Genomic DNA, 17,668 nt, shown 5'->3' on the forward strand with positions numbered 1-17,668 from the left:
GTTCTGCGTGTGGCGATGGGCCGCACCGTGCGGTGTTCCACGACACGACGAAGTCCCGCCATACTCGTGGCGGGGCTTCGTCGTGTGCGGCACGGGAGCAGCCCTGGGCTCCCTGTTCGTCACCCGCTTTGCTCTGCCGTACTGCCCTGCGGCTAGTTTGTGTGCAGGACAGGTACGCAGGCCCGTGGCGGCAGAGGTGCACGGGGGACGGGAGGTCGGGAAGAGTGTCGCTGCGCGCAGGTGATCCAGCCGAGATCGGCGGCTATCCGCTTGAGGCGCGGCTCGGCTCGGGTGGCATGGGCACGGTCTTTCTGGCCCGTACGAGTTCGGGGCGACCTGTCGCGATCAAACTGATCCACCAGCAGTTCGCGGGGGACGACGAGTTCCGCATCCGTTTCCGGCAGGAGGTGGCGGCGGCGAGGCGGGTGAGCGGCGCGTTCACCGCCGCCGTGCTCGACGCCGCCCCTGAGGCCGAGCAGCCGTGGATGGCGACGACCTATATCGAGGGGCAGACGCTCGCCCAGCGCATCGCCACGAAGGGCCCGCTGAACGGAGCGGAGCTGAGGAGGCTCGCCATCGGGCTGGCGGAGGCGCTGCGCGACATTCACCGGGTGGGGGTCGTCCACCGTGACCTGAAGCCCTCGAACGTCGTGCTCTCGCCCGAGGGCCCGCGCGTCATCGACTTCGGCATTTCGCGCGCCGTGGACCAGCAGACGCTGACGATGACAGGGCGGGTCATCGGTACGCCGCCCTTCATGTCGCCGGAGCAGTTGCAGGCGCCGCGTGGTGTGGGGCCGCGGTCCGATGTCTTCTCGCTGGGGACGCTGCTGGTGTACTCAGCGACGGGCCGCGGGCCCTTCGACGCGGACAGCCCATACATGACGGCGTATCAGGTGGTGCACGAGGAGCCGTCGCTGGGTGCCGTGCCGGTGGCTTTGCGCGCGGTCGTCGAGTCGTGCCTGGACAAGGAGCCCGAGGGGCGCCCCTCGGCGGACGAACTCCTCGTGCTGCTGCGGGACCTGCCGGCCGACCTCGGCGGGACCGACGCGAACGGGGTTGGCGCGGGCCGCACCCGCGACATGATCACCCAGCATCACTTCGCGACGGGGGCCACCCCGGCGCCGACTGCCCCGACCACCTCCCCGGCCGGTCCCGATACGGGGAGCACCGGCACCGCCATCGGGCGCCGCCTGCGCAGCCGATGGCGTCCTGTGCTCGCGGCCGCGGTCGCGGTGGCAGCGATCGGCGGGGGAGTCGCCGCACTGAAGGCGGGCGGCTTCGGGGGGAACAGCGGCGGCGACAAGGGCAACAGCGTTGCGGCGCCGGTTGCCGCACTTCCGGACGGCTTCGAGCCGTGGCGCAAGACCGTGCGGGGCGGTCGCGAGGACATCCCCGACGAACTGCGTTGCGTCGCGCGCGCCGACGCGCTGTTCTGCGGGGGCGGCGGTGTTGTCGCGACCCGTATCAGGGCCCTGGACGGCTCGCGGGTGTGGACGGCGAAGAGCCCGGGCGTCCCCGTCCAGGGCATGCACCTGGTGGGCGCCACCGACGACACGGTGCTCGGTTACCGCTTCGCCGCCCAGGACGCCCCGCAGGACCCTCCCAGCGAGGTGGTGGCCATCGACGCGAACAACGGCCGGGAGCTGTGGTCCGTGCCGTCCGGTGCCCAGTCGCAGGCCGTCACGGGCCGGACTCAGGACGCCCTTGTGGTCGGCTCCGCCGTCGTGACGGTCGACGCTTCCAACTCCCGCTTCGAGGCCCGGGACGCGCACAGCGGTGAGGTCACCTGGACGACGTCGTTCCCCGTGGGTACGCAGTGCGCTCCCGTCCCGGTGGGCCCACAGCTCTTCGTGATGTGCGCGACGGATGCGGAGGTGGATGCCTCAGAGGTGCGCCACCCCACCCTGTACTCGGTCGACCGCGCCTCGGGGACACTGGGCAGGCCCATCGCGGTCAACGGCCCCGCCGTGCCGATGGGCGTCGCCAACGGCAGGCTCGTACTCCTTCAGGGACACATGGAGGGAACGGCGCTGGCCGGCTACGACGGGGTGGCGCGGGTCGACCCGGCCTCGCGGAAGGTCACGTACTCCCGACTGGCCAAGACATACGCGGGGACGCCCGGCATGGCGGACGGCACCGTCTACGTGAGCGGGCAGACCGGTCTCATCACAGCGCTCGACCCCGCGACCGGCCGGAAGAAGTGGTCGCGGCAGACGGGCGTGGAGGGTGCGTCGGGTCCCGTCGCGGGAGCCGACGCGCTGTATTTCAGCTCGGCCACCGGCCGGGTGGTCGCGCTGGCGCCGCACGATGGCAAACCCCTGTGGACAACAGACCCGCAGGCCGATGGTCTGACGGGCGAGCAGGGCGCAAGCCCGCGCGTGACCGTCGAGGGGCGTGCGGTGATCGTGGCCGCGGCCAAGAACACTCTCTTCGCCTTCGACGCGCAGAAGCCGCCGAAGTCGGGCTGAACCGGGCGGCACCGGACGCCGGCCGCCTTCCTTGCCGTGCGGACACCTCAGCGGCTCGCTCCGTCGCCTGCGCAACCGGCGACGAGGTGCTCTTCCACCGCCGAATCTCCGTACGCCGCACGCGTGAGCGCGGAGCAGCGCGACGGATGACGAGTGCGGGTGCTCCGCGGGTGTCACCGGCCCGGTTGCTCCGTGATCCAGCGCGCGGCGAGCAGGCCGGACAGCGCAGTGAGGACGGCGGCGGTGAGGACGGTCGTCTCCAGGCCGAGTGCGTCGGCGAGGAGGCCCGCGGCGAGGGCTCCGGCCGCGTAGCCGAGGTCGCGCCAGAATCGGTAGGTGCCCAGCGCGTTCGCCCGCCAGGCGGGATGGGCGTGGTCGGAGACGGAGGCGATGAGGGCCGGATAGACCATCGCGGTGCCGAGACCGAGGGCCACGGCGGAGAGGACGCCCGCGAGGAGGGGGCGGTCGAGGATCACCAACGCGGTGAGGAGGCCGCCGGCTTGGACGAGCATGCCCGAGACGATGAGCGGTTTACGGCCGATCCGGTCCACCAGGTGACCTGCGGGTATCTGCCCCATGCCCCACAAGAGCGGATAGAGCCCCTTGATCAGGCCGATGGCGGCGATACCGAGCCCGTGGTCGGCGAAGAGCAGCGGGAAGACGCCCCAGGTGAGGCCGTCGTTGAGGTTGTTGACGAGGCCGGCCTGGCTCGCGCCGCGCAGGGAGCGGTCGCGCCACGATGTGCGCGCGAACACTGCTGCGAATGACGGGTTCCGTTCCTCGGGGACCTGGGCGGGCGGCGTCCGGGACAGTTCGAGGGCGACATGGGCGCCGGTGTCCCGTACCAGGAGCGAAAGGCCGAGCCCGGCGGCGACGAAGAGGATGCCGATCGCTTCGGGGGCCGGTCGCAGGCCGTAGGAGGCTGCCAGGTAGCCGGTGAGCAGGGCCGTCGTGCCGACGGCGACGTATCCGGCGGCCTCGTTGAGTCCGGTGGCCAGACCCCGGCGCGCGGGTCCCACGAGGTCGATCTTCATATTCACCGTCATCGACCACGTCATGCCCTGGTTGACGCCCAGCAGGACGTTCGCGGCCAGGATCCACCACCAGGACGGGCCCCACGCCAGGACGAAGGGCACCGGCACGCCGACGAGCCACCCTGCCAGGAGGAGCTGCCGGCGTCGGAAGCGCGCGGTGAGGGCGCCCGCCGCGAGGTTGGTGAGGGCTTTGGCGAGCCCGAAGGCGACGATGAAGGAGAAGACGGCCAGATTGCTCGTCAGGCCGAAGACATCGGTGCCGATGAGCGGGACCGTCGTGCGCTCCAGGCCGACGAGTGAACCGACACTGGCTGTGACGATCACCAGCAGAGTGAACTGAGCCCAGTTCTCCCGGAGGCCCAGCCGCACCCCAGACGTGGGCGCGACCATGCCGGTCCGCTGTTCCATCGCTCCTCCATTCCGGTCAAGATCAGAAACCTGCAGGCCAGCATACCCCCATGGGTATTTTTTCCTGGTGACGCAGGATACCCCGAGGGGTATTTGACTTCTTGTCGCGGGACTGTCTACGGTCGGAGGCAGTCAATACCCATGGGGGTATCTGAAGCGAGGGGATCTTCATGCGTGAAGTGGATCTGACCGTCTTCGCGGCGGAGCTCGCGAACGGTGCGTTCGTGATCGATGTCCGGGAGCCCGACGAGTACCGGGCCGGCCATGTGCCCGGCACCCACCCCGCGCCGCTGTCCGCGCTCGGCGCCGGCGTGAGTGCCCTGCCCAGGGACCGGACCGTCTACGTGATCTGCGCCGGCGGCAACCGCAGCGGCCGGGCCGCCGAGCACCTTGAGGCTCTCGGTGTGGACGCCGTCTCGGTCGCAGGCGGCACTGCCGCATGGGCGCGGGCGGGTCACTCCCTCGACCACGGCGTCGCGGCCGAGTCCGCCTGAAGCCTCAACCCCGGACCCATGCGGAAGGCGCTGTCGGCGCCTTCGGCCAACTTTCCGCACCCGGCCGGGTGCGCGTCTCCCGACGGAGGGTTTACCGTGCTCTTCACCCAGTACTACCTCGACTGCCTGTCACAGGCGTCGTACATGATCGCCGACGAGACGACAGGGCAGGCCGTGGTCGTCGACCCACGCAGAGACGTCTCGGAGTACCTGGCCGATGCCCAGGCGCACGGATTCACCGTCGTGGGCGTCATCAACACCCACTTCCACGCCGACTTCGTCGCCGGGCACCTGGAGATGGCCGACCGCACCGGTGCCTGGATCGGCTACGGCCACCGCGCCGAGACCGAATACCCCATCCGCAAGCTCACCGACGGCGAACGTGTCCGTCTCGGCGATGTCACCCTGCGGATCATGGAGACCCCCGGGCACACCCCCGAGTCGATCAGCGTGCTTGTGTACGAGCACGCCGACGACACGGCTCCCTACGGGGTGCTGACCGGCGACGCCTTGTTCATCGGTGACGTCGGCCGTCCCGACCTGCTCGCCTCCGTGGGCGTGACCGCCGACGAACTCGGTGCGATGCTGCACGACAGCGTCCAGAACAAGCTGATGGCACTGCCCGACGCGGTCCGGGTCTTCCCCGCCCATGGCGCCGGCTCCTCCTGCGGCAAGAACCTCTCCACCGAGAAGCAGTCCACCATCGGAGAGCAGCGCGCCACCAACTACGCCTGCGTGCCGATGAGTCGTGAGGACTTCGTCGCACTCGTCACCGCCGGCCAGTCCGCCGCGCCCGGTTACTTCGCCTTCGACGCGGAACTCAACCGCAAGGACCGTCTCCTGTTCGACTCGGCCGCGGCACCCCGCCCGCTGTCCTTGACCGAGTTCACCGGACTGCGGCAGTCGGGGGCGGTCGTGGTCGACTCCCGTTCCCCGCAGGAATTCGCCAACGGTCACCTGCGTGGGGCGGTCAACGTACCCGTCGAGGGCCGGTTCGCCGAACAGGCCGGCACCGTCCTCGACCCGGCCGACGAGCTGATCGTCATGGCTCCGCAGAACCGGGAGGAGGAAGTCGTCACCCGCCTCGCCCGTATCGGCTTCGACCGTGTACTCGGCTACCTGCGCAATCCCGAGGACGCCCTGAAGGAGCTGACCGAGGAGGTCGCTCCCGCGAGCCGCCTGGCTGCCGCACAACTGCGCACCGCCCTGCGGGGAAAGAACCCTCCGCTCGTCATCGACGTACGCACCTGCGGGGAGCGCAGCGCGAACGGCTTCATCGAGGGCGCCCTGCACATGGCCCTGAGCGAACTGCCCGCGCGCCTGGACGAGATCCCCACCGACCGGCCCCTCGTCCTGCACTGCGCCGGTGGCCACCGCTCCTCGATCGCGGCCAGCCTCCTGCGCCACCACGGCTTCCAGGACGTCTCCGACATCCTGGGCGGCTACGCCGCCTGGGCCCTGTCGGCGGAACCCGCCGGCGTCTGACCGCCCTCCTCCCGCAGCCTCCCGCCACGCACCGGGCAGGGGTACCCCTCTGCCCGGGGCGGTCACTCGGGCCCTCAGCACCCACCCACGTACATGAACTCTTCGAATGGAGCCCCCCCCATGACCGAGAAGTCCGCCCAGATTTCCTCGATCACCCCCGCGGTCCTGCACCGCCTCGTGCAGGAGGAACGCGCACCGCGCATCCTCGACGTGCGCACGTCCGGTGAGTTCCGCACGGTCCACATCCCCGGCGCCTACAACGTGCCCCTCGACACCCTGCGCGAGCACCGGAACGAACTGCTGGCCCACCTCGACGAGGACGTCGTCCTGGTCTGCCGCTCAGGGGCCCGTGCCGCCCAGGCCGAAAAGGCTCTGGCCGAGGCCGGCCTGCCGAACCTCCGGGTGCTGGAGGGCGGCATCAACGCCTGGGAGATGGCAGGCGCTCCCACGAACCGCGGCGCCGACCGCTGGGACATGGAGCGCCAGGTCCGGCTCGTCGCCGGTTCGATCGTCCTTGCCACCGGGGTGGTGGGCATCTTCGTTCCCGGCGCGCACCTCGTCGGAACCGCGGTCGGCGCGGGCCTGACGTACGCGGCTGTGAGCAACTCCTGTGCCATGGGTGTCCTGCTGTCCAAGCTCCCCTACAACCGCGGACCGCGCACCGATATCCGCAACGTGATCGCGGAACTGCGGGGCACGTCATGACCGCCCTGATCGTCGCGGCGTCGCGGCGTTGCTGTTCGTCGGAGTCAGGGCCCGCAGAGAATTAACTTGTGGGTTTCATGACTTGACATCGCAGGTCAGCGCGTCGCTCGCCCTCGTGTTGTTCATCTGCGGACCCTCAGCCTCGGCATTCTCGGGGGCGGAGGCTCGATCCTGACCGCGCCGATCCTCGTCTACCTGGCCGGACAGGGCACCAAGGAGGCCATCGCCACTTCTCTGTTCGTCGTCGGTGTGACCAGCATGGTGGCCTTGATCCCCCACGCGCGTGCCCACAGGGTGCGGTGGAGGACCGACCTGCTCTTCGGCGCCTTCAGCATGGCCGGCGCCTATGGCGGCGGCCGGGTCGCCGACTTCATCCCCGGCACGCGCTCCTCGTCGCGTTCGCCCTGATGACGCTCGCCACGGCGGTGGCGATGCTCCGCAAACCGCGCGGAGGTGCCGAACCGAAGCCCCGGCACCGTGACCTCCCCGTGAACCACATCGCTGTCGAAGGTCTGGTCGTCGGTGCCGTCACGGGCCTGGTGGGCTCCGGTGGTGGCTTCCTCGTCGTACCCGCGCTCGCGATTCCTCGGCAGGCTGCCCATGAGCATCGCGGTGGGCACCTCGCTTCGTCGCCGTCATGGGACGTCGTCACCCAGCTCGCCGCGGTGTCCCGAGCCCTGGACCGGGCGGGATTCAAGATCGTGGCGAGCGGGACCGCGGCAACGACCCCGCCAGAACCGCGGACGGATCGGGGCGGTTGGCAGCGGCAGCTCGCCGTTGATGCTCACCAGGAACGCAAGGACCGCTTCCTCGGTGGCCTTCTCCTATGTGGCTGCCGCTGTCGACAATAGGCCGGCGTACGGCGGATCCGGCACAATCAGATGCTGTGGTGACGCACCCTGATCCAGTTGTTCTGTATCCCGACGTCGCGGCGCAGGGCGGTCTCGCTGTGACGCTCCGAACTGTGGCCGAAGCTGGCAGTTTCTCCGTTCCCGTTACAGCCTCGACGTCCCATTCGTTGAGCCATGCCACCGTCGAGAGCAGGCTGCCGCACCGCAACCCTCTGTACGTCAGCTCGTGGGCGATCAAGCGACGGTGGTCAATCCGCGGCGAGGAGTCGTTTCAGGGCATGGCACTCATCGAAGGCGACACCGAGGATTTGGGGCAGGTCGCCAGGGCCGCGCGGGCATGGCACGACGGGGTGGCGTTGAGCGAAATCCGCCAGGCCGCGCCGTTCGTGCACCTGACCGGGCGCTTCGAGGTGCCCAGCCACGATCCCGTGCGCCTGACGGAATCCGAGTGGCAGCACCTGCATACCGAGGCGAGCGAGCTGGAGCGGCCCGGGTTTGCCTATCGCGCGCTGGTCGAGGCGGCATATGCAGAGCCGGCACTGCGGGGTCTCTACCCCTTCACCAGCCATTGGACGCTGCGCTTCTCGACTACCACCCGCCCGCGTCTGTCAGTCGTCGGTCCGTGCCTGCTCGCGCAGGACGTCGACAGCTACATGGTCAGCGCCGACATCTTGGGTGAGGACCCCCTCGCCCAAGCGTCCACGGCACACGAGGCGGTGGCGGCGGCTGTGCGCCATCTGCCTTCCGGACTTGGCCCTGTCGTACTCGGAGCAGATCAAGCCGAAGACTGGCGCGGCCTCGGTTCATGAGCCGGTGATGGACTCCCGGCTACCGCCAACCTGACCCGCACCCCGAAGCCCTGCCTTCCGAGGCAGTGCCGGAGGCAGGGCTCCTGCCGTCTCCGGACCCGGATCCGTCAACTCCGCACCGTCCGGCGTCCGATGGATCATGCCCCCGGAGATGGACTCCCCAATTGGGGTGTGAAGCCCGCTAGTTGATCCCGACTACGGTCTCCCGTCCCCAAGGGCGACGTGCGTCCGAATCTCAGAAGGTTCGTGCCCCCTGGGGATCCCGCAGGGGCACGAACCTTCCGGGGTTTCGCGGGCAGCCATGGCCAGTTGGGGTCACGACTGTCTTGCTATGGCTGTCCGTTGGAGAAGCTCCTTACTCTGCGGCCATGGAATGGACGACATTGGTCAGCACGATGCTGGGCGCGGTCATCGGTGTGGGAAGTACCCTCTTTAGCCGATCAGTTGCGGTGGCGCTGGGATTCCGGTGAGCGCGACAGAGAGGTGTTGCGGTCTTCGTACGTTCAGTTCCTGGAAGCGCTGACACAGGCCGGGGATGTCATAAGCCAGGCAAGCCGTGCGTCGAACGCAGCACAGCAGGAGCAGGTCCAAAGCGCTCTGTTGGAACACGGGGTACATGTCAAGCAGTATCAGCTTGAGCTGCTGGCGCTGTCGCATGTCGTGTCGCGGGCCAGAGATGCCGGCTACAAGCTTGCCTTGTACCGGGACGCGGTGGCGGCTGGTGCGCGGCGGGATGATCCCGAGTGTGCTGACGCGCGCCGTGCCTCCGCGCGGCCCGTGAGGAGCTGATGGAGGCCATGCGCCGTGCTGTGGTGCGGGCTTGAGTTACGGGCACAGGTGTCCGTTCTCAACGAAGCCGGTTGAACGCGAGCTGCTGACCAGGACGGACTGAGTACGTTGAGCGATCGTCTTGGTCACGGCCTACAGCCGGGGCGACATCACTTCATCGACTCCAGAATGCGGTCGAGTGTCCGGCGCCCCATTCTGCTCATCATCGGATTGCTCTCGACGTAATACCAGACAGCGCCCATCGCTTGTACGAACGCCCATGCCTTTCCGCGCTCCCACTCGAGATCGTCGCAACCCAGTGTCCGCCGGAGCACTTCCCGCGGACCCCTCTGCAGCAGGTGCCAGGCACTGACCAGATCCAGCGCGGGGTCGGCCGGGCCGAAGCCGCCGGTGTCGAGTACGCCACTGAGCCGGTCGCCCGCGACCAGCACATTGCCGGGGATCAAGTCACCATGGCTCATCACGTCGGCACTCGTGCGTGCCAGCTCCCGCAGGCAGCTCCACACCTGGCGCAGCCGGGGCACGTCGAGCAGCCCCTCGCTCTCCTCGAAGCACTTCTCCATCCATTCGTCGTGGTGAGTGAGAACGCCGCCACGGCCCTCGCCGCTGAAGAGCCGCCCCCGCGTCTCGGCCTTCCGGAGGGCGGCGATGAAGGTCGCAAGGTCCAGTGCGAAAGCATCCGACCCGCTCGGGTCGGCGTCCGAGGCGACCGTTCCCGGCAGCCACGTCTGGACCGACCACGGCATGGGGTAGCCCGCTCCGGGCTCTCCCAGGGCGACGGGTTCCGGGGTGGGAAACCGAGACACCCGCGCCAGCTCCGCGCTCGCTCGGGCTTCCTGTTTCAGGACCGCCAGCGCCTCGGCGGCATCGGTCAGACGCAGTGGGAAGCGTGCCGAGAGGTCGTTCCCGATGCGGAAGATGGCGTTGACCGTCCCTGTCGACTGCAGGAGTCGGATCTCCTTGTCGCTCCACTGAGGGAACTGTTCCTGGACCAAGGTCGCAACCGTTTCGGTGGTCACGTCCAGTTGATCATCGTGCATGGTCATCTCTCGCACTCCCGCGTCTGAAATTCTTAAGACAACAGCCAGTATTCGTACGCCAGGAACCAGTTCAACTGAGATTTTCGGCGCCTGGGCATCTCAGATGATCTGGTCGCCCCAGGTCACAGCCCTGTCCCGGTCCGCTGACGTTCACAGTCAAACCGCCGGACTCTTGCAGGAACGCCTCCGCAGCGTCGTGCATGGCGAGGCCGACGGATTCAGACATGGATCGCCAACGACCCGTGTCTACCTTCCGCTCAGGCGTCCATCCCGACGCCTCCGACACGTCGTGCACCTCTGGTGACCAGCCACTCATCCTGGGCCCCGGCTCCTCGACCATGGGTGAGCAGTGATCATTCCAGCGGCCGACGTCGCTGAACAGGGTGTGACCGCTTCACGGAAGGCGAGCCAGAACGTGAGACGGGACAACAGGTGGCCAAGGCGCTCCGCGGTCTGCTTTGTGGCGCGACAACTCCTCAAAACCGGGTTTTGAAACCGCACCGCGGAATCAGGTTCTGCAGCGCGGATCCACTCACCGTGGGGGTGCCGCACGTGGACCTGCGGTAGCGCTCTGCGGCACTGGTGGGTTTCCGACCCGAGGTGGCTCCAGGCGGAGTGGGAGTGCTGGACGCGCGTGGTGTCTCGGACGGCCCGGTGCGCCGGAGAGTCGTATGCGTACTGGCGAGTCCTTCGCCGGCCACCTGAACGGTCTGCTGATTCCGGATGCCGGCCGGTCCTCCTCCTCCTCCTCCTCGGGGTCGGCGGCGTCGGCGTTGTCCAGGTGAACGTCACCGGTGCCGGTCGAGGCATCCCGGTCCAGGAGACCGGCGGGGCCGCCGCCGACGATGGTCTCGGCGGTGCCGGCGAGTTGCGCGAATACGGCGGCTGCGAGAACGACCGGGACGCTGCCCCGCACCACGAGGTCTCGTCCAGTTGTACCCGCCGCCGCTCGTGCAGCGCGTGTGTCACGGCGCGTCCTGCGCAGGCCGGCGGCGATCGGGTCGGTGTCGTCGAGGATCTTGACCACGGGTGCTACCGGGCCGCAGCACGATGTGGTCGGCCCACCGGTCAAGGAGGCCACGCCCCGGACGCCGGTCGTCTTCACCGTCGCGGACACCAACGTCTCCGACATCAACCGTGGGGTGGCCCCTGAAATCCCCTGGCCCCACGTGCTCGAAACCGCGAACCTCCACAACCGCGGAACCGCGGATCGGGGGAACAGGGAAAGCGACGACGGTCGCCGGACGCTACTGCATGAACCGTGGCAGCCACTTGGCCCGGTAGTCCGGGTGGCCGGCGTGTTCCGCGGCCATCTGTCGGACGGCGAAGCCGAGGCCGACCGCGCGGCCGGACGGGAAGTCGTGCTCGGGGCGGTCGGTGTCCCTGTCGGCGATCTCCGCGTACTCATCGAGGAGGACCCTGCTCGTCTCGATGCGACGGGACGTACGCGCCGGGTCCTGGAAAGCGATGTGCCGGTCGAAGCCGCGACCGCGCAGGACGAACGCGATACCGCCGGAACGGTCGTGGACCTCGCCGGAGACGTCGGCCGGGCACCGCCAGCTCTCGCCGCCCGCCGCCTGCGCGATCTGTTCTTCCTCAGCGAGGCGCGCCCGAACGAAGTCGATCATCTCGGAGTTGTCTGTCATCGGGGCTTCGGATCCTTCACCGTCTTGGCTCCCTGCCGGGAACGGCACCTGCCGGCTGCTCGGTCTCTGTTCGCTCACCGGGACTGCCGGACGACGATACCGAGTCGGAAGACCGGCACAGCGCCTACGACGTAATGGTCCTTGCCCGCGTTTCGTCGCCGGTCGCGGCCCCGCAACGCGCCCGGTCGCGGCTCCGAAACGCGCCCGATCCCGGCCCCGTAACCGGCCGAGCGATCACCGGCCGTCTACGATCACTGACCGCGACAAGAGAGGAGAGCCGCCCATGACCTCCGTGCGCGGAACATCCGTGGACATCCCCACACAGGACGGTGTCGCCGACGCCTACCTGGCCCACCCCGACGACAGCAGTCCCCACCCCGCGGTGCTGCTCTATATGGACGCCTTCGGGCTCCGTCCGCAGCTGAAGAAGATGGCCGACCGTCTCGCCGAGGCCGGCTACGCCGTCCTGGTCCCCAATGTCTTCTACCGCCATGGGCGAGCGCCGCTGGTCGAACTGCCCGACTTCATCGACCCGGCCGCACGCCCCGAGATCTTCGAGCGCCTCGGCCCGATCATCCAGTCACTGACACCCGATGCGGCGATGCGCGACGCGGACGCCTATCTGACCTGGCTGGCCGAATCCTCCCTGACGACCGACGGGCCGGTCGGCATCACGGGCTACTGCATGGGTGCCGGACTCGCCCTGCGCACCGCGGGCACGTGCCCGGACCGGGTCGCGGCCGCGGCCGGTTTCCACGGTGGGCGACTGGCCACCGACTCCGCCGACAGCCCGCACCTGCTCGCCGGCCGGATCACCGCCGAGCTGTACTTCGGCCACGCCGACCAGGACGCCTCGCTGCCTCCCGAACAGATCGACCGGCTCGACGAGGCCCTCACCGCAGCGGGCGTACGCCACCACAGCGAGGTCTACACCGGGGCGCGCCACGGTTTCACCCAGGCCGACACCGCCGCGTACGACAGCACGGCGGGCGAACGCCACTGGACGGCACTGACGGCACTGCTGGACCGCACCATCGGACCCGCACGCGCTTGAATCGCGGCGCTCGCGCCACGGACATACGGTCGGCAGGGGCACAGGCTTCACGCACAGCCCCGGTGCGCGGCTCGTGCACCGGCAGCGCCGAACGGCCGGATCGGAACTCAGGACAGGAACGGCCGGATCGGACGGCAGGACAAGAAAAGGCAGGACAAGAGAGGAGGCCGCGATGTCGGCCGAGAACACCACCACTGTCTCCCTCGGGCCCGACAGCGGCCTGGACGAGGTCTTCCAGCTGGCTCAGCAGCTGCGCGTGGACTCCGTGCGCGCCAGCACCGCCGCCGGGTCCGGGCACCCCACCTCCAGCCTGTCCGCCGCCGATCTGATGGCCGTCCTCATGACACGCCAGTTGCGCTACGACTGGCAGGACCCGAAGAACCCGGGCAACGACCATCTGATCTTCTCCAAGGGGCACGCCTCCCCGCTGCTGTACGCGATGTTCCTCGCCGCCGGTGCGATCGGCGAAGAAGAGCTGATGACCACCTACCGCCGCGACGGCGCCCGTCTGCAGGGCCACCCCACACCCGTGCTGCCCTGGGTGGACGTGGCCACCGGCTCGCTGGGCCAGGGCATCGCCTACGGTGTCGGCATCGCGCTGGCCGGACGCGATCTGGAGCACGAGCCGTACCGGGTGTGGGTGCTGTGCGGCGACAGCGAAATGACCGAAGGCTCGGTGTGGGAGGCCCTGGACAAGGCGGGGCGCCACCGCTTGGCCAACTTCGTCGCGATCATCGACGTCAACCGTCTCGGCCAGAGCGGCCCCACCGAGCTGGGCTGGGACACCGGCGCCTACGCCCGCCGCGCCGAAGCCTTCGGCTGCCGCGCCCTCGTCGTCGACGGCCACGACCTCGCCGCCGTCGAACAGGCCCTGGCCGCCGCGGCCGACGGACAGGCCCCCACCGTCGTCGTCGCGAAGACCGTCAAGGGACAGGGCGTCCGGGAGGTCGCCGACGCCGAGGGCTGGCACGGCAAACCGCTGCCCGACGACCTCGCGGCGCGCGCCGTCGAGGAACTGGGCGGCGTACGTCACCTCACCGTACGCGGACCCCGGCCGCCCGCGGCCCCCGCCGCCGCCCCGGCTCTTCCCGTACCGGTGACGCTGCCGCAATTCCGGGTCGGTGACACCGTGGCCACCCGCGTCGCCTTCGGCAAGGCGCTCGCCGCGATCGGTGCCCGGCCCGACATCGTGGCTCTGGACGCCGAGGTCGGCAACTCCACCCACGCGGAGGACTTCGGCAAGGCACACCCCGAGCGGTACTTCCAGACCTACATCGCCGAACAGCAGATGATCGCCGGCGCGGTCGGCATGGCCGTACGCGGCTACCGCCCCTACGCCACCACCTTCGCCGCCTTCCTCACCCGGGCCCATGACTTCATCCGCATGGCCGCCGTCTCGCAGATCTCGATGAGCCTGTGCGGGACCCACTGCGGTACCGAGATCGGCGCCGACGGCCCCTCCCAGATGGGCCTGGAAGACCTCGCCATGATGCGGGCGGTCCACGACTCCACGGTGCTCTACCCCAGTGACGCCACCTCCGCCGCGGCCCTGACCGCCGCCATGGCCTACCTGGACGGCATTTCCTACCTGCGCACCACCCGGGGTGCCTACCCCGTTCTCTACGCCCCCGACGAAACCTTCCCCGTCGGCGGGTCCAAGACCCTGCGTGCGAGCGAGTACGACCGGGTCACCCTCATCGGCGCCGGCGTCACCCTCCACGAATGCCTGGCCGCCGCCGACCGGCTGGCCGACGACGACATCCCCGTCCGGGTCATCGACCTGTACTCCGTCAAGCCCCTGGACCTCGACACACTCGCCCGCGCGGCCCGGGAGACCGGCGCGCTGGTCGTCGTCGAGGACCACCACCCGGAGGGCGGCATCGGTGAGGCCGTGCTGTCGGCACTCGCCGCACAGCGACTCGCGCCCACCGTCGTCCATCTCGCCGTGCGCAACCTGCCGGGCTCCGGCACGTCCTCCGAGCTCCTCGACATCGCGGGCATCTCACGCACCCACATCGTCCGGACCGCCCGCGAGCTCGCCGCCCGCTGAGCACTGCGTTCCGCCACGGCCCCCGCACCGGACAACGGCCCGTCGATAAGGGTTGCCGGTTCCGCCCGGGGGGGGCCTGGCGCGGATGTGCATGCGTTCCCCCGGCGGCCGAACGGGCTGAGGATCAGCCCGGCGGTGATTGTCGTGATCAAGGTCACGAACGACCCGCCCGACGGCGCGCGGCGCACCCACGACGACGAGGTCCACGACGTGGTGGTGGTCGGTGCGGGAGCGGCCGGACCGAACGCCGCTGGTGCGGGCCGGCACCGTCGTGGTGCCGCCCGTGCACCGCTGTGCCCGCCCTTCGGCGGGCAGAGCCCCGGCCCCCTATGACCGTGACGCAGGCACCTTCAGCTTGTCCCAACTGGCCTTCCCCGGAACCCCGTCCGCGTCCTTGCCACTGAAGCCCAGCTTGTGCTGCCACGCCGCGTACGACGCGCGGTCCGCATCGGTCCACTCGGGCCCCGGGCCCTGCTGGTAACGGCCGCAGCCCTCCGCGACCAGGCGCTTGCCCATGGCGGTGATCAGCTTGTCGCGACGGCCGGCCCGGAAGAAGGCCGTGCCGGGGAACGGCTCGTACGAGGGCCGGGGTTCGGTCGGCGGCCGGGTGTCTCCGCCACCGCCCGGCTTGTGGTTCCGCAGGCGGTCGGCGATACGGGCACGCATGCCGTCCATCGTGAAGCCGCGCGGGTCCTGTTTGCCCGGCTGCCACTCCTTGTGGCCGATGACGGAGCGCTCGCTCCAGCCGTGGGCCCGGCAGATCGCGGCCGAGACCCTCTCGATGGCCTCCTTCTGGGCATCCGGCCAGGGGTCCTTGCCATTGCCGAGGTTGACGCACTCGAAGCCGTAGAAGTGGCGATTGCCGTCGGTGTCGGCCTGGTTGTCCGGCGGCAGTTTCGTCTCGTTGACGACGGCGCGCAGGACGTCACCGTCGCCGAGGCCCGCGTGGTTGGCACGGCCGTTGCCGACCATGTGGACGTGCCCCTGCTTGTCGATCACCCCGTGACACAGGGGGCCCGGCAGGCCCGAGTAGCCGTTGTAACAGATGTCCACGGACGCGTCGGTGCCCGAGGTGACGGTGTGGTGGATCATGACACCGTTCATCGGACCCCACGGACCCTTGGAATTGCGGTTGTGCGTACGCCAGTTGCGAACCTCAAGGACCGTCAGGCCCTCCGCGCGCAGAATCTCCACCAGCTTGGACGCGCTCAGCGGCTTGGCCATCACTTGTCCCCTTCCACTGCGATCTCCGCCTCGGCGGTGGTCTGGGACCGGGGTCCCGCCGGGGCGTCCTGAGCGGCCTCCGCCGCGTACTCCTCGTCGGCCGCGAGAGCTTCCGCGGCGAGCGCCGCCTCGTCCGCAGCCGGGGCGCTCTGCGCGAGCGGGGCGAAGACGAGACGCAGATCGACGGGAGCGTCCTCGCCCTTCACCAGGGCCAGGGGCGCGAAGTGCCGCTCGATGCCCGCGGGGGCCTGGAGCAGCGGCTTGCGCGCGTCGTCGGTGGGCCACTCGACGCCGCCGGTCGCGGTGCGGGCCGGGATGATCCAGTGGTCGTTGGTGCGATAGGCGCCGTCCTTGGCGAAGTAGACCTCGACGCCGTCCTCCAACGGCAGCCACTCGCCCTCCCGGACACCGATCGCTCCACCCCGCAGACCGATGGTACGGCCCCGGCGTCCGGAGCCCGTCCGCTGGTCCCAGCGGCGCAGGAACGGGTGCAGATGGGGCAGCCTCCCCACACCCGGCTCGGGTTCGGCGGACAGCCGCACCCGACGGGCCGGAAGATCCAGCTCCTCGACCCGGAGCAGGGGCAGGGCCTCCAGACGTGAGGCGTACGCGGTGTCGGTGAACTCCACCTGGTCGCCGACGTCGAGGTCCAGCCTGTCGTCCTGACCGAGGGTGGCCAACTGGACCCAGGTGCCGTCCAGTTCGTCCACCGGGAAGACGACCGATCCGTTCTCGCGCGACCACTTGAACGTGGCGTCCCCGGCCGGACCGCCCTCGTGGATCTCCACCCGGTACAGCTGGTTCTCCGGGCCGCGGTACCGGGCGTCGGGCTTGACCAGGCACGGGTCCCCGTCCGCGTGGTCCGGCCGCTCGGCGCGGGCCGCGAGGTGTGCCGAGGGGGCGCTACGGGCGAGCGCCCACTGGGCGAACTTCTCGCTCACCTGCTCCTTCGACGGGTCGGTCTCCTCGATGCCGAGCTCGGCCAGCGTCAGCGGAAGGACCTGCCAGACGATCTTCGCGCGCGCCGCCGTGTCCGGCATCGCCGAACCGAGCGCCACCTCGCGCAGCGCCGGGTCCTCGGCCGCGGTGACCGAACGCTCCCACACCCGCAGATAGACCACGAAGGGCACTTGGGCGGGCGACGGCAGCCGGTCGGCCGGCTTCTCCGGATCCCGGAAGCCGTCGGGCTGGTCCCAGTACGTCCAGCACACAGAGGCCGCGGTCACCCCTGCACCGTCGTCCGTGGCGTCCTCGTCCGGGACCGGTACACCGGGCGCGATCCGGTCCGCGTCGCACAGGATGCCGTCGACGTAGTAGCGGCCGCCGTAGATGTTCAGGGTGTCGATGTCGTGCTTGCCGCCCACGTACTGGATGCGGAAGCCCGCGGCGTCGCGCGGGGCTCCGTGCCGGCCGATCAGATCGGCGGCGAGCGTGCGCACCCGGTGCAGCTCCATCGCGGCCTGCTCGTTGGCGTCGGCGTCGAGCTGAACGCGGCCCTGCTGGGAGATGACCGCGGAATAGTGCCGCTCCGGGCGGAAGGTGGAGCGGGAGAGATCAGCGTGCATGAAGGGAGTCCCCCTGGTTCAGGAAAGTGCGGGTCGTGAAGTTCGT

The 17,668-nt window shown here is 69.7% G+C and carries 14 protein-coding genes and 2 pseudogenes; 10 read left to right on the top strand and 6 right to left on the bottom strand.

Annotation, left to right across the window (positions count from 1 at the left end; all coding sequences use genetic code 11):
- The first annotated feature begins 224 nt into the window (after nucleotides 1-224).
- The gene (locus ACZ68L_RS26970) at nucleotides 225-2,468 is read left to right on the top strand and encodes a serine/threonine-protein kinase (protein ID WP_469581340.1); all 2,244 of its coding nucleotides are present in this window, start codon (nucleotides 225-227) and stop codon (nucleotides 2,466-2,468) included.
- A gap of 173 nt (nucleotides 2,469-2,641) precedes the next feature.
- On the opposite strand, the gene ACZ68L_RS26975 is transcribed toward ACZ68L_RS26970, so the two are convergent.
- Nucleotides 2,642-3,910 carry an MFS transporter gene (locus tag ACZ68L_RS26975; protein ID WP_469581343.1) on the bottom strand — a complete coding sequence of 423 codons (1,269 nt, stop codon included), beginning with the start codon at nucleotides 3,908-3,910 and terminating at the stop codon, nucleotides 2,642-2,644.
- Between the two features lie 170 nt (nucleotides 3,911-4,080).
- On the opposite strand from ACZ68L_RS26975, the gene ACZ68L_RS26980 reads away from it, so the two are divergent.
- The 6 genes and pseudogenes from ACZ68L_RS26980 to ACZ68L_RS27005 all read left to right on the top strand — a co-directional run bounded on the left by ACZ68L_RS26980 (nucleotide 4,081) and on the right by ACZ68L_RS27005 (nucleotide 8,254).
- A complete protein-coding gene (locus ACZ68L_RS26980; RefSeq protein ID WP_469581346.1) occupies nucleotides 4,081-4,404 on the top strand; it encodes a rhodanese-like domain-containing protein in 324 nt (107 codons plus the stop codon).
- Nucleotides 4,405-4,500: 96 nt separating this feature from the next.
- Nucleotides 4,501-5,889 (top strand): MBL fold metallo-hydrolase, encoded by a 1,389-nt coding sequence (locus ACZ68L_RS26985; RefSeq protein WP_469581349.1) that lies wholly within the window; start codon nucleotides 4,501-4,503, stop codon nucleotides 5,887-5,889.
- Between the two features lie 120 nt (nucleotides 5,890-6,009).
- Nucleotides 6,010-6,594 (top strand): rhodanese-like domain-containing protein, encoded by a 585-nt coding sequence (locus ACZ68L_RS26990; protein ID WP_469581352.1) that lies wholly within the window; start codon nucleotides 6,010-6,012, stop codon nucleotides 6,592-6,594.
- Nucleotides 6,595-6,720: 126 nt separating this feature from the next.
- Nucleotides 6,721-7,221 (top strand): annotated as a pseudogene (locus tag ACZ68L_RS26995) (sulfite exporter TauE/SafE family protein); the annotation flags it as partial.
- A 14-nt stretch (nucleotides 7,222-7,235) separates the two neighbouring features.
- A pseudogene (locus ACZ68L_RS27000) lies at nucleotides 7,236-7,445 on the top strand (hypothetical protein); the annotation flags it as partial.
- Nucleotides 7,446-7,723: 278 nt separating this feature from the next.
- Nucleotides 7,724-8,254: a DUF6193 family natural product biosynthesis protein gene (locus tag ACZ68L_RS27005; protein ID WP_469581356.1), complete on the top strand. Its 531-nt coding sequence runs from the start codon at nucleotides 7,724-7,726 to the stop codon at nucleotides 8,252-8,254.
- Between the two features lie 938 nt (nucleotides 8,255-9,192).
- Here ACZ68L_RS27005 and ACZ68L_RS27010 read toward each other — a convergent pair.
- The 3 genes from ACZ68L_RS27010 to ACZ68L_RS27020 all read right to left on the bottom strand — a co-directional run bounded on the left by ACZ68L_RS27010 (nucleotide 9,193) and on the right by ACZ68L_RS27020 (nucleotide 11,729).
- Nucleotides 9,193-10,089: an aminoglycoside phosphotransferase family protein gene (locus ACZ68L_RS27010; RefSeq protein ID WP_469581360.1), complete on the bottom strand. Its 897-nt coding sequence runs from the start codon at nucleotides 10,087-10,089 to the stop codon at nucleotides 9,193-9,195.
- 64 nt (nucleotides 10,090-10,153) lie between these two features.
- Nucleotides 10,154-10,423 (bottom strand): SUKH-3 domain-containing protein, encoded by a 270-nt coding sequence (locus ACZ68L_RS27015; RefSeq protein ID WP_469581363.1) that lies wholly within the window; start codon nucleotides 10,421-10,423, stop codon nucleotides 10,154-10,156.
- A gap of 907 nt (nucleotides 10,424-11,330) precedes the next feature.
- On the bottom strand, nucleotides 11,331-11,729 hold the full coding sequence (locus ACZ68L_RS27020) for a DUF6221 family protein (RefSeq protein WP_391745579.1): 399 nt from the start codon (nucleotides 11,727-11,729) through the stop codon (nucleotides 11,331-11,333).
- A gap of 283 nt (nucleotides 11,730-12,012) precedes the next feature.
- Here ACZ68L_RS27020 and ACZ68L_RS27025 point away from each other — a divergent pair, with 283 nt between their 5' ends.
- The 3 genes from ACZ68L_RS27025 to ACZ68L_RS27035 all read left to right on the top strand — a co-directional run bounded on the left by ACZ68L_RS27025 (nucleotide 12,013) and on the right by ACZ68L_RS27035 (nucleotide 15,166).
- Nucleotides 12,013-12,783, top strand: a complete 771-nt coding sequence (locus ACZ68L_RS27025; RefSeq protein WP_469581367.1) for a dienelactone hydrolase family protein — start codon at nucleotides 12,013-12,015, stop codon at nucleotides 12,781-12,783.
- A 172-nt stretch (nucleotides 12,784-12,955) separates the two neighbouring features.
- Nucleotides 12,956-14,833 (top strand): transketolase, encoded by a 1,878-nt coding sequence (locus ACZ68L_RS27030; protein WP_469581370.1) that lies wholly within the window; start codon nucleotides 12,956-12,958, stop codon nucleotides 14,831-14,833.
- Nucleotides 14,834-14,968: 135 nt separating this feature from the next.
- Nucleotides 14,969-15,166: a hypothetical protein gene (locus tag ACZ68L_RS27035; RefSeq protein WP_469581373.1), complete on the top strand. Its 198-nt coding sequence runs from the start codon at nucleotides 14,969-14,971 to the stop codon at nucleotides 15,164-15,166.
- Here the strand turns inward: ACZ68L_RS27035 and ACZ68L_RS27040 are convergent.
- Both ACZ68L_RS27040 and ACZ68L_RS27045 read right to left on the bottom strand, forming a co-directional pair.
- A complete protein-coding gene (locus tag ACZ68L_RS27040) occupies nucleotides 15,161-16,057 on the bottom strand; it encodes a peptidoglycan-binding protein (RefSeq protein ID WP_469581376.1) in 897 nt (298 codons plus the stop codon). The genes ACZ68L_RS27035 and ACZ68L_RS27040 overlap by 6 nt on opposite strands.
- On the bottom strand, nucleotides 16,057-17,622 hold the full coding sequence (locus ACZ68L_RS27045; protein ID WP_469581379.1) for a DUF6519 domain-containing protein: 1,566 nt from the start codon (nucleotides 17,620-17,622) through the stop codon (nucleotides 16,057-16,059). Before ACZ68L_RS27045 ends, ACZ68L_RS27040 begins: the two co-directional genes overlap by 1 nt.
- Between the last annotated feature and the right edge of the window lie 46 nt (nucleotides 17,623-17,668).

Source organism: Streptomyces sp. NPDC104309 (assembly GCF_055584025.1).